We start from the raw sequence: 15,829 nt of genomic DNA, 5'->3' as shown, positions 1-15,829 counted from the left end.
AGAAGATGAATCAAACATTAAATATTAAAGAGTTTTTAGATCAAGACGAAAAGAAAGACCTTTTACGTCTTCTTACCGCAGGTTCAGTTGATGATGGAAAATCAACTCTTATTGGTAAACTTCTTTTTGATAGTAAAAAACTATACGAAGACCAATTAGATGCACTTGAGAGAGATAGTGAGCGTGTTGGTAATGCCGGAGAAAACAATATTGACTACGCACTTTTGTTGGATGGTTTAAAGGCAGAACGTGAGCAAGGTATTACCATTGACGTTGCATATCGTTACTTCTCTACCAACAAACGTAAATTTATTATTGCAGACACTCCGGGACACGAGCAATATACTCGCAATATGATTACCGGAGGTTCTACTGCTAACCTTGCAATTATATTGGTTGATGCTCGTACCGGTGTTATTACTCAAACTCGTCGCCACTCATATTTAGTGTCGCTTTTGGGTATTAAGCACGTTATATTGGCTGTAAACAAAATGGACCTTGTAGATTACAGCAAAGAGGTATTCGACAAGATTGTTAAAGATTATACCGACTTTATTGCTCCTTTGAATATTCCCGATGTCAAATGTTTCCCACTATCGGCTCTTAAAGGAGATAACGTTGTAAACAAATCGGAGAATACTCCTTGGTTTGATGGTATTCCTCTACTTGACTACCTTGAGACTGTTGAGATTGCAAACGATAATAACTTTGAAGATTTCAGATACCCAGTTCAATATGTTCTTCGTCCTAACCTCGACTTTAGAGGTTTCTGCGGAAAGGTTGCATCAGGCGTTGTTCGCAAAGGAGATGAGGTTATGGCTATTCCTTCGGGTAAAACTTCAAGAGTTAAAGGTATTCACACATACGAAGGAGAGGTTGATTACGCATTTCCTCCTCAATCAGTAACTATCACTCTTGAGGATGAGATTGACATTTCTCGTGGAGAGATGATTGTTCATACAAATAACAAGCCTATTGTTAGCCGAAACTTTGAGGCTATGTTGGTATGGATGGATGAGAAGGGTATGAATCCCGATCAACAATACTTCATCAAACAAACTACACACACAACTCGCGTAAGAATTGACCAAATTCGTTACAAAGTTGATGTGAACACTATGGAGAAATCAGATTGCAATGCTCTATCGTTAAATGAAATTGGTAAAGCAGTTTTTGTTACTAATGAACCTATATTCTTTGATCCGTATACCAAAAACAAAAACTGTGGTTCATTTATTATCATAGATCCTATTACAAACAACACTTCGGCTGTTGGTATGATTATTGGCGAGGTTGACGAAAAAGACCTTACTTCTAAGATAACCGAAGAGGACAAAGTGACAATGAGAGCAGGAAACTCTCTTGTTTCAGTTGCTGACCGCAAGAAACTTACGGGTGTTGATGGTAAAGTTTTTGTTGTTAACTCTGATAACAGCGAGTGCTTAAACGAGTTCACTTATACCCTTGAACGCAGATTATTTGATATAGGTGCTATGCCTATTGTCATTAACGCTAATGATGTGGATAATAAACAAGACGCTATGGCTATTGCCAAGAAAGTTGCACAACAAGGCTACTCAGTAATTGTTATAAATGGATTGGTTGATAACGATGTTATTGTTTGCAATGCTAAAGAAGGCAATGTTACACTTGATGTTGAATCTTTAATTTAAGAAAAATAAGAGAATGGGATTTAATTTTCAAAAACTTCCTGCAAACACTTTAGTTGGTGCTTCGTGGAAGACCTTTAAGGGAGTATGCGAAGGTAGAAGAGTTGACAAGAAATACAAGGCTAAATATCGTTTCACTAAACTTATTTGTCGCATATTAAGTTCAATAAACTTTATTGAAAACAGGAGGTATAAAAAGAGATTAGGCAATACAAAACTTAACGACTCTCCCCTATTTATTATTGGGCACTGGAGAAGCGGAACAACATTTGTCCACAACGTTTTTGCATGTGATAAACAGTTTGGTTTCACTACAACTTACCAAACAGTTTTCCCCTTTATGATGTTTACCATAAAATGGTTCTTCAAAAAGATGGCGGCATTGGCTATGCCAGCAAAACGCGAAGCAGACAATATGGAATTGAGTACAGACCAACCTCAAGAAGAGGAGTTTGCATTATCAAATATGTCGCCATACTCATTCTATAACTTTTGGATTTTTCCTCAATCTACCGAGGAGTATAGAAGCAAATATCTTTTATTTGAAACTATCACTGATGAGGAGAAAGCATCTTTTAAAGAGTGCTACGAACGTTTGGTTAAGACTTCAGTTTGGGATACTAAGGGCAAAAGATACCTTTCTAAGAATCCTCCTCACACTGGAAGAATTAAATTCTTATTGGAGATGTTCCCAAATGCAAAATTCATATATTTGGTTCGTAACCCATACACTGTTTTAGAATCTACTCGTAACTTCTTCTCCAAGACTATTCAACCTCTTAAATTACAAGATTACTCAATGGAGGAATTGGATAAAGATATTTTAGAGACTTACACAAGATTGTATAATCGTTACGAAGCAGACAAAGGTCTTATCCCCGAAGGAAACCTTATAGAACTTAGGTTTGAAGACTTTGAAGCAGATCCTTTTGGTAAAACTAAAGAGATATATGAGAAACTTTCTCTTGGCGGTTGGGAAGATGCTAAGGATGCTATTGAGGCATACATTGGTAAGAAAAAAGGTCATAAAAAGAACGCTTATAAATACAAACCTGAAACTGTTAAATTGGTTGATAAGCATTGGGGATATGCTCTTAAACAATGGAACTACAACTTAGATAATAAGGATTAACAATAGACTCCTTTATACAGAGAAAACGACTACCGAATGGTAGTCGTTTTTTTTAGAATCTATTGAACGCAATTCTATACTTTCATATACAACCATTGATATTACAAAGGAATCTTATCAATGCGACGTTGGTGACGTCCACCCTCATACTCTGTATCTAAAAATATTTTTGCTATCGCTTTTACTGTCTCCTCAGGTATAAATCTTCCAGGCATTACACATACATTTGCATCGTTATGTTGACGAGCCAATGATGCTATCTCCTCACTCCAGCACAATGCCGAACGAATACCTTGGTGTTTGTTTAGCGTCATATTAATTCCGTTTCCACTACCACATACTGCAAAACCAGGATAACACTCTCCAGACTCAACAGCTGAGGCTAATGGGTGTGCAAAATCTGGATAATCAACACTTTCTGTTGAGTAGCATCCAAAATCCTTAAACTCTATTCCCATCTCCGATAATAGAGATTTAATTACCTCTTTTGCCTCAAATCCTGCATGGTCGCATGCTAAACCAACAGGTAATCCTTCTTTTAAAATAGCCATAATATTATATTGTTTAATTTTATTCTTTTTGCGAAGTTACCATTTTTTTTTGAGTTTATATAGCAAACTACATATTTTATTACAATTTATTTTATAGTAGAGAAGGATAGAGTATTTAAGTCCATTAGAGTTATTATGGCGATTAAAAGCAAAAAGTTGAGAAACAAAAAAAAGCAACCATCAAAGATGATTGCTTTATTGTTCGTTGAGATATTTATTATTCTGCTGGAGTCTCCTCTGTTGCTGGAGCCTCTTCAGTAGCCTCGGCTGCTGCCTCAGCTGCTGCTGCAGCTAATTCTGCTGCTTTCTCTGCACGTTTTTTAGATACCTCTTCTGCTTTAGCAGCATTTACTGCTTTTTCTGCCTCAAGACGTTTTTTTACATCCTCTGCTTTTGCAGCTGTTAATTGTGCTTTGAATGTCTCAACTCCTTTTTGTTTGTTAGCCACCCAAGCTTCAAAACGTTTCTCAGCCTCTTCTGCTGTGAACGCACCCTTAGCAACACCACCAAGAAGGTGTTTTTTCATAAGCACTCCTTGTGCTGAAAGAATGTTACGAGTTGTGTCTGTTGGTTGCGCACCTGTTTGTAACCAATATAAAGCCCTGTCGAAGTTCAAATTTATTGTAGCAGGATTAGTGTTCGGATTATATGAACCTATCCTTTCAATAAACTTACCATCTCGTGGTGCCCTGCTATCGGCGATTACAATGTGATAAAAAGGAGCGTCTTTGCGTCCGTGACGTTGCAATCTAATTTTTGTTGCCATTTGAATTAAATTTTTAAAGGGTTATTATATTTTTTAGCGATGCAAAATTAATATATTTTTCACAAATACACAATACCCTACGCTAAGAATTACCCTACTTTGTAATATTGGCAATTGTTGCTACCATTGTTGCCAACGATGCAGCACTTGTTGCAAATGCCATAATGTTTGCTATGTTAAACCTTGCTCCTCCTCGGTTTGGCACAATAACCTCACATCCCGGTTGGATTACATTTTTACTACTCTTCTTTGCTCTTGCTATTTGACCATTCATATACAATACAAAGGCCTTGTTCTTTTTAGACTTAGGAGCATATCCTCCTGCTTGTTCAACATAGTGCGAAACTTTTTTATTATCAGAGAATACAACTGTATTGGGATATAACACTGCTCCACTTATTCTTACTGTATTATTGAATTCTGGTATGACTAAAACGTCTCCCTCTCTTAATACTAGATCAATACTACTTCCAGGGTTATTTAGAGCTTTCTCTAAATCAATTCCTACATAATATTCATTACCTAACTCCAATTTCTTCACGTCAAGAGAATCGCTATTTTGCGATACGAGATCAAGAGTCTTTTGCATCTTTACTCTCTCATCATCGTTTATTCTACGAAGTAATCTTGCTCCTTTAATATATGCTCCATCAATTACTCCTCCTGCTTTCTTAACAAGGTCACTTAATCGCTCATTACGTTGAGTTAGGGAGTATGTTCCTTCGTACAACACCTCTCCTTTTATTTGCACATTTATCTGTCTTTTATATGCCGGACTTTTTCTAACAAATACTTGGTCGTATGGTTCTAATATAAATCCTGGAGTTCCATCTATTACAAATCCCTCCTTAAGTGAAAATGAGAACATCTCAGCTGTCTCTTTTGTTGCTTCTGTTCCTCTACTGTTTTTTATTCTTCGAGAGACATCTACTCGCACTGTTGATGCAGACTCTTTTAGTCCTCCTGCTTGGATTATAATATCTTCTATTGTTGTATTTTCAGCAAAGGGAAACTCTCCTGGACGTGCAACCTCTCCAAATACTGATATTGATCCTAAATCTTTAAGATCGTAAATACTGGGTATGTATAACACATCGCCTTTTTGTAATTGAATATCTGCTACCGAACCATTTAATATTCCTTTTACATCTACTTGTATTACTTCTAATGTTAAATCTTCGTGTTCACGATGCATCACTGCTCTTCCTAAAAAGGCATCTCCCATTATTCCATCTGCCTTTTCAATTAATTGTTTTACTGTTTTTATCTTATCGCTATATTGATATACTCCCGGACGATAGACAGCACCCTTTATCTCCAATTTATTTTTTAAACGATCAATTATTGCTCCTACTTCAGCTTTATCTCCATCTTGTAAAGCAAAAGTTGCATATTCATCAGAATCTATGGTACATACTTCATACTCTTTACTACTCTTGCGAGTTAAAGTGATATGGTCTTTGTATGCATCTCCCATAAAATCGCCTGAGAACGAAATCAAATCTGCAACTGTTTCGCCACTCTTCATCTCATAATTCATAGGGCGTTTTACATTTCCTTCAATAGAGACAAGATTCTCGTATGTTGGGACTATTATGGCATCTCCATCTTGTAGGCGCAAATCACCTATTACATTGCCTTTTAGGATATATTCGTATATATCAACCGAATCAATCTTCTTTCCATTACGTACTATCTGTATGTTTCGCAAACTTCCTCGATGATTTATTCCTCCCGCACTATATAATGCGTGAAATACAGAAGATAAAGATGATAGTGAGTATGTTCCGGGCGTCTCTACCTCACCCATTACATTCACTTGTATTGTTCTGATTTGTCCTAACGATACACTTATCTTTGAGTTGGCATCATCTGAAATTCCCGAATATATCTTAGCAAATTGTTCTTTAAGATACGATGTTGCATCCTCTATGGTTTTTCCGTTAAGATATACCAATCCTAAATTTTGAATAACTATATATCCATCAGGGGATATTTTCTCTCTTATACTATTCTGACTTGCTCCCCAAATATCAATTATCACCTCATCTCCAGGACCTAACTTGTAGTTATCAGGTGTTGCTATGTTTTGACGTGGAGCAAATGTTAAGTTTCTGTTTTTAAATATACTGCGACCAAATATCTCGCCAACAATAGATTGTGTATCAAAAAATAAATCTTCTACTTTTACAGGTTGTTCTTCTTCTATATTTGACCCTGTTTGAAATAAACTGTTCTGAGTTCCGTCAAACATTTGAGAAGAGAGTTCATCGCTATTTCTCATTCGATTTTTCGCAACTGCACTTTTTGTATTTATTGATGTTTCATCATATTTTGCTTTGATTCTTTCGGCTTGTGCTCGCGTTACTCCTTTTGCCGCTAAATCCGCTACTATCTGCTTTTGAGACTCTCCTCGTTCTGTTGCGCTTTTTACATATTCCAAAACCTCCTCATCCGACATTGTTTGAGCTATTGCAGGGAGAGACAAAAACATGAGCAACAACGACAATAGTAATATTTTCTTTCTCATAATTTGATATTTTATTTCATTTGTTTTTTACTAAATGTTACAATATGTAACATTATAACGTGGGAATATACTCTTATATTGTATTGAGAATGATTTATTCTCAATTATTTTTTATCTTTATCAAATATTTATCTCCAATACCAAATTTTTGTTACTATTAGTTTGGTACTAGTAATACAAAATACTCTTTTTTGAGTATTGTATTACTATTTTTTAGGTTATAACTTTGTAACTACCAAAAGAGTTGATAACCATAATAGTGTTATATATTTTCGTTTAGTTTATAAATTGGTTTGGTGAGGATAAATCGAGAGATTTCTCCTCACTTTTTTTACACTTCGATTAGAAAGTTTTTATAGTTATATGTTGTAGGGTACAACTATTTTTTTTTCACGACAGAAGGATAACATTAATAATGTCATCCTTCTGTCGTGCTTTATATGTTAATTTTAGTTGTTCTCAGGACGTAATTTACGCACTACAACTCCTGCTTGCCACATCTCGCTATTGCGCAATTCCTCTAACTCTTTGTTTAGTCCATCGCGATAACCTGGTTGACTATTGGTGTCGATTGAGCGTTGAGCCTCGTTTCCTTTTGCTACCTCGCTATACAACTCCTCAAATACGGGTTTTGATGCATCGCGGAATTTTTTCCACCAGTCTAATGCTCCACGTTGTGCAGTTGTTGAACAGTTTGCATACATCCAATCCATTCCGTTTTCTGCTACAAGTGGCATAAGTGATTGTGTTAACTCCTCAATTGTTTCGTTGAATGCCTCTGATGGAGTGTGTCCGTTTGCACGTAATACTTCGTATTGTGCTGCAAAGATTCCTTGTATTGCACCCATCAATGTTCCACGCTCTCCTGTTAAGTCAGAATATACCTCACGCTTGAAGTCTGTCTCAAACAAATATCCTGATCCTACTCCAATTCCTAATGCTATTACGCGATCCTTTGCACGTCCTGTTGCATCTTGGAAGATTGCAAAACTTGAGTTCAATCCGCGTCCTTGCAAGAACATACGGCGCAAACTTGTTCCTGAACCTTTAGGTGCTACTAATATTACGTCAACATCTGCTGGAGGAACAATTCCTGTACGCTCTTTGTATGTGATTGCAAATCCGTGTGAAAAATAAAGTGCTTTACCTGGAGTAAGAGCCTCTTTTACTGTTGGCCATACCTCAATTTGTGCTGCATCTGACAATAGATATTGTATAATAGTTGCACGCTCGCAAGCCTCTTTTATATCGAATAGTGTCTCACCTGGTACCCAACCATCAGCAACTGCTTTATCCCAAGTTTTTGAGTCTTTACGTTGTCCAACGATTACGTTAAATCCGTTATCTCGAAGGTTAAGACTTTGTCCTGGACCTTGTACTCCGTATCCGATTACTGCTATTGTCTCGTTTTTTAATACTTCTCTTGCTTTTTCCAATGGAAATTCCTCGCGGGTTACTACATTCTCTTCAACTCCGCCAAAATTCATTATTGCCATAATTTTTTTTTGTTTATTAAGTTAATTAATTTATTATCTCGTTTTTAAAATTATTCTACATCTACATATTGTTGCTCCACCATCGGTGGGTTTCATCTCTGCCGCATAGTTGTCAGGAGTCTCCTCTACTCGCATTAGAGATAACTCTTGATTGAAGTGTGCTTCATTCATATAACTTATCTCAAAACGATTTATATACTTTGTATCTAAATCGGTCATTGGGATAAGGTTTACTATATGCTCAACCTGCTTTCCGCTATTAAAGTGGCGATTGTAATCTATATCTCCTGTCTTTACTTGGTGTATAAATCCTTCTCCAAAAGTGATAGGTTTTACCTTTCCTATTTTTGTCATAGGACAAACTCGCTCTGACATCATATCTTTCATTCCTGCGAATGAACTTATATCTAACGATTTGCGAGTTGTTAAGTCAATTACAAACCACACCGAGCGAGCATATCCATATATATTACCTTTGGCATCTTTCATACAGAAATTACGCTCCGAAAAGTGTTTATTGCAATCCTCTACCCAAGTCTCTATGATTAATGTTTCGTATGGTTTTGGATATCTATCCATCTCCAATGCCAATCGTGCCAACACCCATGCTTGATTCTTAGGGGTAATATCAGCGTATCCTATCCCTAATATATCGGCATGCTCAGTTGCTACATCCAATATTTTGTTAGCAAGGAATGGTAATGTCACTTCACGTTGTGCATTACAATCTGATGCTACAATATTATAGGTTTTTGAATACTCTTTTGGCTTGGTCTCCATCCTACTCCTCCTCTAATTCCTTTCTACGTAACTCTTGACACTCCAAGAATTTATCAACATGCTCAATGGTTGATTTTGTAATAGATACTCTTCCCGATTTTACAAATTGTAATACTCCGTATTGTTCAAGGTCATGAAATAGAGCTTGTGTTTCTTCTGTATGACCTGTTTTCTCTATTATGGTATATACAGGATGAATCTCCAATATTCGAGCATTGTATTTTCTTACCAACCTCTCTAATCCTCCCTTTTCTAATAGCTCTGGAGTTGAGACTTTGTATAACGCTACCTCTTGATATACTATATCCTCTTCGGCATAATAGAATGCTCGGATTACATCTATTCTCTTCTCTATCTGATTTACGACCTTTATCGCCATCGCTTCATCACAATTTGTGGTTATCACAAATTTATGCACACCACTTATTGCTGATGCCGATACAGATAACGACTCAATGTTGAGTTTGCGACGGGTAAAGATAATTGATATTTGGTTTAACAGACCTACCTCATTCTCAGAGAGTGCTGTTATTGTATATAGTTTTTCCATTACAATTTATATATTTCGTCGCGGTTTAACATTACATAGTTTACACTCTTTCCTGTTGGCGTCATTGGGAATACCATCTCTTCTTTCTCAACTACTGCCTCAAGCAGATAAGAACCATCGTGTTGCAACATCTCCTCTATTGCACCATCTAACTCCTCGCGTTTCTCAATACGGCGTCCTTTTATTCCGTATGCCGCTGCTAATGCAACAAAGTCCGGGTTTGACAGGTCTGTTTCTGAAAATCTTTGGTTAAAGAACAACTCTTGCCATTGACGCACCATTCCTAATACGGTATTGGTCAATAATACTATTTTTACATTTACACCGTATGCTTTTATGGTCCCCAACTCTTGCAAGGTCATCTGTAATCCTCCATCTCCTACAAATAAACAGACTGTTCTCTCAGGGGCTCCAAATTTTGCTCCAACGGCTGCTGGCAATCCAAATCCCATTGTTCCTAATCCACCTGAGGTGATTACACTGCGTGGTTGCGAATATCCCGAATAGCGGACTCCCATCATTTGATTTTGCCCTACGTCTGTTACTACAACTGCACTATTATTGGTATATTTTGACACTCGGTTTACCACCTCGCCCATCTTCAACGCTCCCTCTTTTGGAGATACCTCAACCTCTATTACTTTTGTCTGCTCTTCAGCTTTTGGTCTCTCAAACATCTTAAGCCACTCTGTATGTTCTGCTTTATCAACATACTCTGTTACCGCAGCAATTGACTCTTTTGAATTTCCTAAAACTGACAAATCAACTGGTACGTTTTTATTAAACTCAGATGGATCTATATCAAAGTGTATCTTTTTTGCTTGACGTGCATATGTGTCAAGTACTGCTGTTACCCGGTCATCGAAACGCATTCCTACTGCTATCAACAAATCACACTCGTTTGTCATTACGTTAGGCGCTACGTTTCCGTGCATTCCTATCATTCCCATATTCAATGGGTGAGAGGTAGGTATTGATGATAATCCTAAAAGAGTTGTGGCCACTGGTATTTGAGCCTTCTCCATCAACGCTAGGACCTCTTTTTCGGCTCCTCCTAATGTTACTCCTTGTCCTACTAACATAAGAGGTTTTTTTGCCTCATTTATCATTCGAGCAGCCTCTTTTATTGATTGCTCATTTAGTTTAGGATAGGGGTTGTAACTACGTATATAGTTGCACTTTTTGTATTCAAATTCAGCCACTTCGGTTTGGGCATTCTTTGCAAAGTCTAGCATTACAGGACCGGGACGTCCTGTTGATGCTATATAGAATGCTCTTGCTACCGCCCACGCCACATCTTCTGCTCGGCGTATTTGGTAACTCCACTTTGTGATAGGCAGAGTTATACCCACAACGTCGGTCTCTTGAAAAGCATCTGTTCCCAACATTGATGATGGCATCTGTCCTGCTATCACCACCATAGGTGTGCTATCCATCATTGCATCGGCAATTCCTGTGATTGTATTTGTTGCTCCGGGGCCTGAAGTTACTATTACAACTCCAGTCTTACCCGACACACGTGCATAACCTTGTGCCGCATGTGTTGCTCCTTGTTCGTGGCGAACCAATATATGTTTCAACTCTTCTTGATAATCATACATACAATCGAATACCGGAGTTATTGCTCCTCCGGGGTATCCAAACACTGTATCTACGCCTTCGGCAAGAAGACTTTTTATCAATATTTCAGAGCCTGTCAATTTCTCTTTTGCCATAATTGAATGGTAAAATTTGTTATTATTTTCAAACAACAAAGATAATTAATTATTCTATAATACGAAATGCTCCTTTATCGGCAGAACTTACCATAGAAGCGTACACCTTTAACGCCTTAGATATTACTCTGTTACGAGTCTTAGGAGTAAAGGCATCTTTGCCTCGTTTCATCTCTTCTGCTCTTCTTTGAGCAAGTTCTTCATCTGACAAACGTACATTTATTGTACGTTCCGGGATATTTATCTCTATTATATCGCCATCTTTTAATAGTCCGATGTTTCCTCCCGACGCTGCTTCGGGTGATACGTGTCCTATTGATAATCCCGATGTTCCACCTGAGAAACGTCCGTCAGTGATTAAGGCGCACTCTTTTCCTAAGTGACGAGATTTTATATATGAAGTGGGATATAGCATCTCTTGCATTCCTGGTCCTCCTTTTGGTCCTTCGTGTGTGATTACTACTACATCGCCCGCTTGTACTTTTTCTCCTAATATTCCTTCACACGCATCCTCTTGCGACTCAAATACCTTAACAGTTCCTGTAAAACGGAATATGCTCTCATCTACTCCTGCTGTTTTCACTATACATCCGTCTTGAGCAATGTTTCCTTTCAACACTGCCAATCCTCCGTCTTTTACGTAAGCATGGCTGAAATCTCTGATACATCCGGTTTCACGATTGGTATCGAGTTCTTTATATTGACTTGATTGCGATCCTAATTTAAGATTAAACTTATTACATGGTGCACTCTTCCATAGATTAGCTGCCTCTTCAGTAAAGTTTTTTCCGTCAATAGCATAGTTGTCTATTGCCTCTCCCAGTGTTAATCCGTCAACACGTTTTACTGAGGTGTCAACCAATCCCTCTTTTGCCAATAGACTCATTATTGAGATAATTCCACCTGCACGGTTTACGTCTTGCATATGGAAGTGAGAACTTGGTGCTACTTTACACAACACAGGTGCTTTACGTGATAGAGCATCTATATCATCCATTGTAAAATCAACTCCCGCCTCTTGTGCTATTGCCAATAGGTGCAATACTGTGTTGGTGGAACCTCCCATTGCAATATCAAGTGTCATAGCATTTAAGAATGCTGCTCGTGTTGCTATTGAACGTGGAAGCACTGAGTCATCGCCATCCTCATAATATTTTTTGCAGTTTTCAACAATCTTCGCTGCTGCCTTTACAAACAGGTTCTCTCTGTTTTTGTGTGTTGCCACTATTGAGCCGTTTCCCGGCAAAGCCATTCCTATTGCTTCGTTCAGGCTATTCATTGAGTTTGCAGTAAACATTCCTGAGCATGATCCACATGATGGGCAAGCTACTCGTTCTACCTCTGCTACCTGTTCATCGGTTACACTTGCGTCTGCTCCCTCAATCATAACATCAATTAGGTCTAATGCTCTACCACGAAGGTTTCCCGCCTCCATAGGTCCTCCTGATACAAATATTGCAGGGATGTTTAATCGCATTGCAGCCATCAACATTCCGGGTGTTATCTTGTCACAATTACTTATACACACCATAGCATCGGCTTTGTGAGCATTTACCATATACTCTACACTATCGGCAATTAGGTCACGTGATGGTAGTGAGTATAACATTCCGTCATGCCCCATTGCAATTCCATCATCAATGGCTATTGTATTGAACTCGGCTGCGAAGCATCCTAATTTCTCTATCTCTTCTTTAACTTTTTGTCCTATCTCGTGAAGATGCACATGACCCGGTACAAATTGTGTGAATGAATTTACTACGGCTATAATGGGTTTCCCTATCTGCTCCTCTTTCATTCCGTTGGCTCTCCACAATGCTCTTGCTCCTGCCATTCTACGACCTTCGGTACTTTGCGCACTACGTAATTTGTTTGCCATAATTTTTCTTTTTTTTAAGAGAGTCTCTTTATCTTATTTTTGCCTCTCTTCTCTTTCACATATAATAAGGTGCGAAATTACCCTCTTTTAATTATTAATGCAAATAAAAACCAATAAAAGTTATACCTTTTTATCATTTTTTAGCAATAACCATAGTTAAAGACAATAAGTTTCCGACAACAATTGGTTATACTCTTTAAGTTTTACAGATAATTATACTGCAAAACTTTAATATTTCATTAAAAGCAGGATATTCTATGATGTTGTTATTAGAAGTTCTTAAACTCGCTTTTTAGAACGGATAACCAACAGCGAAGTGTAGTGCCGCATCGCGAGAGAAGTTTTGGTATGATATTACCCACTTGCTCTTACCTGTTACTGCTGGGTTATATGCTTTCATTCCAAGATCAAGACGTAATACAAAGAAGTCAAAATCGAGACGAAGTCCTAAACCGTATGCCAATGCTAGCTCTTTATAGAACTTGTTTATTTTGAATGCTCCTCCCGGTTGGGCGGCATAATCTTTTATTGTCCAGATGTTTCCTGCATCAATGAATGCAGCTAACTCTAACTTCCATATCAGTTTGCTTCGATACTCTATATTGAAGTCTAATCTTACATCTCCGCACTGATTCATAAAATCTGAGGTTGGATCTTTTCTCTGATATGATCCTGGTCCTAAACTTCGTACTGACCATCCTCTCACACTATTTGCTCCGCCTGAGAAGTATCTCTTTTCAAAGGGAAGTATCTCTGAGTTTCCGTATGGGACCGCCACTCCTGCTCCTACGTGTAACGACAGCGAGTTCTTTTCGTTAAACAGGAAGGTATAGGTGTAGTCCATATCACATTTATAGTATTGTGCATATCGGATGCCAAATATAGAGTAACCATCCTGGGGACGTGGTTTTGATATTGCACTTGATATTCCGTACAGCAGGTTTCCTGCTATCTCGTTAACCATACGGAAAGTGTATATATTCCCCGTTGGTTTTATTGATTCAGGATTTAGGTTAGAGAGATAGACAGAGTATGCCATTCGCATTATAAAGTGATCCTCATAACTGTATCTGAGCAACGGATTATCTACCGACAAATCATTTATATTATTTTTAAACTCTTCGGTTACTTTTGGCAGATATATATAACTTATATCAACCAAATCAAATTTATGACGAAATCTATTCCTATTACTAAACCAATTATACCCCCATCCTGCTCCTGCTATAACACGCACAAACTCTGGTCGGCGCTGATAGTTGCCACTTAACTTCAATTCTGTTGTGGGACGCAATTTCTGTCGTTGCTTATTCTTTGCAAAGGGGAATATAAATTTAGGAAACGAAATTCCCATCTCGGCTCCAAGTTCAAGGTAGTTGTTACTTATTAAACCTCCTAAGTCGCCTGTTATATTCTCGTATGCTGCACGTATCTTTGTTGAGAAGGTCTGTGAGCCTTTGAATATATTCCTGTGTTGATAGGTAAAACCAAGTGCAAATCCAAAATTTCCTGCCGAGTTCGTACCCTCTACCTCTGTTGATATGGTTTGTGTTTTTCCTTTTGTAAGAAGTATATAACAATCAAGCATCATCTTGCCATCAACCTCTACGGGTGCAAACTGTATGTTTACATATTTGAATGCCCTCAACCGTCCGTATGCACTCATTGTGTTGTCAACTATTCGCTGACTATATTTCTCACCTTTCTTTATAAAGCAGTTGTTTACCAATACCGATTCACGTAGATAGTGATCTTTGCCATAGTAGATTGTGTTTCCTTCATAGTGTGCTGTATCAACGACCGTATATCGCTGATCAACATTCATAGGGTTGTAATCGGTATAGAAATATACATCGCGTATTGTATAGGGGCGATGCTTTACAAAGACTACCCCCGTTCCGTCGGGTTTTGCTATTGGATACGGCAATAGATTAACCTCCAAATCTACCAAGTGATCACCAACTGTTGTATCGGCAGTATATGTTATATACTCTTTATTAAAGGCATAATATCCTCTATCGTTCAACTCTTTAGCTATTCTCTCACGTTCACTATCTAATATGTAATAGTCAAATAGTGTTCCTTTTTTTAAAAGATACTGAGTTGTATCTTTAAGGGTTACATACTTTGATATTGAGTCATCGGGGATATTGTATGTTACCCTATTTAATTTGTACGGGGTATTGCTCTTTACGTTATAAGTTACCTTTATTTTTCGTTTCTTTATTACAGTATCGGCAGTTACTTCGGCTTCGGCATACCCTTTATTTTTCATTGCCTTTTGTATCTCTACTCTACTCTTTTCTGTTAGAGTTGAGTCATATATTACAGGAGGAGTTCCTATTTTTCGCATAAAACGATTCCATCGGTTATCTTTTGTTCCCGACATATTGTAAAAAGCCAATGGCAACCCTATTATTCCGAAAGTTTTATGATTTGGTTGTTGGCGTAGATATGGTTTCAAAGATGATGATTTTACATCCTTATTATCTACCTCAATCTTCACTCTATTCAACAGATACTCTCCTTGGGGTACGTGTTTGGTTGGTCGGCACGATGTTGCCAACAACAAAACAGAGAGTATAAAGAGTGTGATTTTAAATTTCATCAGAAAGGGGTAGTTATACTTACATCTTTATTACTATACCAACTATACAAATGGTTCTTTAGTTTTTATTAGTGCAAATTTAATAAACTATTTAAGATAGACAAAGGTGTTACAGTAAAATAAGAGCCAAAAATGGGTTTACAAACTCATTT

The 15,829-nt window shown here is 37.7% G+C and carries 11 protein-coding genes; 2 read left to right on the top strand and 9 right to left on the bottom strand.

Annotated elements, in window-relative coordinates; all coding sequences use genetic code 11:
- Positions 1-5 precede the first annotated feature (5 nt).
- Both cysN and IKK64_05160 read left to right on the top strand, forming a co-directional pair.
- Positions 6-1,673 (top strand): sulfate adenylyltransferase subunit CysN, encoded by a 1,668-nt coding sequence (gene cysN / locus IKK64_05165; GenBank protein MBR4119452.1) that lies wholly within the window; start codon positions 6-8, stop codon positions 1,671-1,673.
- Positions 1,674-1,686: 13 nt separating this feature from the next.
- A complete protein-coding gene (locus IKK64_05160; protein MBR4119451.1) occupies positions 1,687-2,802 on the top strand; it encodes a sulfotransferase in 1,116 nt (371 codons plus the stop codon).
- Positions 2,803-2,903: 101 nt separating this feature from the next.
- Here IKK64_05160 and rpiB read toward each other — a convergent pair whose 3' ends face one another.
- From rpiB to IKK64_05115, 9 genes are all read right to left on the bottom strand, one after another.
- The gene (gene rpiB / locus IKK64_05155; protein ID MBR4119450.1) at positions 2,904-3,353 is read right to left on the bottom strand and encodes a ribose 5-phosphate isomerase B; all 450 of its coding nucleotides are present in this window, start codon (positions 3,351-3,353) and stop codon (positions 2,904-2,906) included.
- Positions 3,354-3,570: 217 nt separating this feature from the next.
- Positions 3,571-4,119 carry a 30S ribosomal protein S16 gene (locus tag IKK64_05150; GenBank protein ID MBR4119449.1) on the bottom strand — a complete coding sequence of 183 codons (549 nt, stop codon included), beginning with the start codon at positions 4,117-4,119 and terminating at the stop codon, positions 3,571-3,573.
- A gap of 94 nt (positions 4,120-4,213) precedes the next feature.
- Positions 4,214-6,649: an SLBB domain-containing protein gene (locus IKK64_05145; protein ID MBR4119448.1), complete on the bottom strand. Its 2,436-nt coding sequence runs from the start codon at positions 6,647-6,649 to the stop codon at positions 4,214-4,216.
- A gap of 449 nt (positions 6,650-7,098) precedes the next feature.
- A complete protein-coding gene (ilvC, locus tag IKK64_05140; protein MBR4119447.1) occupies positions 7,099-8,145 on the bottom strand; it encodes a ketol-acid reductoisomerase in 1,047 nt (348 codons plus the stop codon).
- Between the two features lie 33 nt (positions 8,146-8,178).
- A complete protein-coding gene (locus IKK64_05135) occupies positions 8,179-8,925 on the bottom strand; it encodes an acyl-[acyl-carrier-protein] thioesterase (protein ID MBR4119446.1) in 747 nt (248 codons plus the stop codon).
- A 1-nt stretch (position 8,926) separates the two neighbouring features.
- Positions 8,927-9,481 (bottom strand): acetolactate synthase small subunit, encoded by a 555-nt coding sequence (gene ilvN, locus IKK64_05130; protein ID MBR4119445.1) that lies wholly within the window; start codon positions 9,479-9,481, stop codon positions 8,927-8,929.
- Positions 9,475-11,190 carry a biosynthetic-type acetolactate synthase large subunit gene (ilvB, locus tag IKK64_05125; GenBank protein ID MBR4119444.1) on the bottom strand — a complete coding sequence of 572 codons (1,716 nt, stop codon included), beginning with the start codon at positions 11,188-11,190 and terminating at the stop codon, positions 9,475-9,477. The genes ilvN and ilvB overlap by 7 nt, the downstream gene beginning before the upstream one ends.
- A gap of 49 nt (positions 11,191-11,239) precedes the next feature.
- Positions 11,240-13,069 (bottom strand): dihydroxy-acid dehydratase, encoded by a 1,830-nt coding sequence (gene ilvD, locus IKK64_05120; protein MBR4119443.1) that lies wholly within the window; start codon positions 13,067-13,069, stop codon positions 11,240-11,242.
- A gap of 292 nt (positions 13,070-13,361) precedes the next feature.
- A complete protein-coding gene (locus tag IKK64_05115; protein MBR4119442.1) occupies positions 13,362-15,677 on the bottom strand; it encodes a BamA/TamA family outer membrane protein in 2,316 nt (771 codons plus the stop codon).
- Positions 15,678-15,829 lie beyond the last annotated feature (152 nt).

The organism is Bacteroidales bacterium (assembly GCA_017521245.1).
Classification (GTDB): domain Bacteria; phylum Bacteroidota; class Bacteroidia; order Bacteroidales; family G3-4614; genus Caccoplasma_A.
This window is presented reverse-complemented; position numbering and strand designations above follow the sequence as displayed.

Bases quoted from the DNA above. Each gene is read 5' to 3' on its own strand.
- ilvD (MBR4119443.1), bottom strand. From the start codon at position 13,069: ATGGCAAACAAATTACGTAGTGCGCAAAGTACCGAAGGTCGTAGAATG.
- rpiB (MBR4119450.1), bottom strand. From the start codon at position 3,353: ATGGCTATTTTAAAAGAAGGATTACCTGTTGGTTTAGCATGCGACCAT.
- ilvC (MBR4119447.1), bottom strand. From the start codon at position 8,145: ATGGCAATAATGAATTTTGGCGGAGTTGAAGAGAATGTAGTAACCCGC.
- cysN (MBR4119452.1), top strand. From the start codon at position 6: ATGAATCAAACATTAAATATTAAAGAGTTTTTAGATCAAGACGAAAAG.
- IKK64_05145 (MBR4119448.1), bottom strand. From the start codon at position 6,649: ATGAGAAAGAAAATATTACTATTGTCGTTGTTGCTCATGTTTTTGTCT.
- IKK64_05160 (MBR4119451.1), top strand. From the start codon at position 1,687: ATGGGATTTAATTTTCAAAAACTTCCTGCAAACACTTTAGTTGGTGCT.
- IKK64_05135 (MBR4119446.1), bottom strand. From the start codon at position 8,925: ATGGAGACCAAGCCAAAAGAGTATTCAAAAACCTATAATATTGTAGCA.
- IKK64_05150 (MBR4119449.1), bottom strand. From the start codon at position 4,119: ATGGCAACAAAAATTAGATTGCAACGTCACGGACGCAAAGACGCTCCT.
- ilvB (MBR4119444.1), bottom strand. From the start codon at position 11,190: ATGGCAAAAGAGAAATTGACAGGCTCTGAAATATTGATAAAAAGTCTT.
- IKK64_05115 (MBR4119442.1), bottom strand. From the start codon at position 15,677: ATGAAATTTAAAATCACACTCTTTATACTCTCTGTTTTGTTGTTGGCA.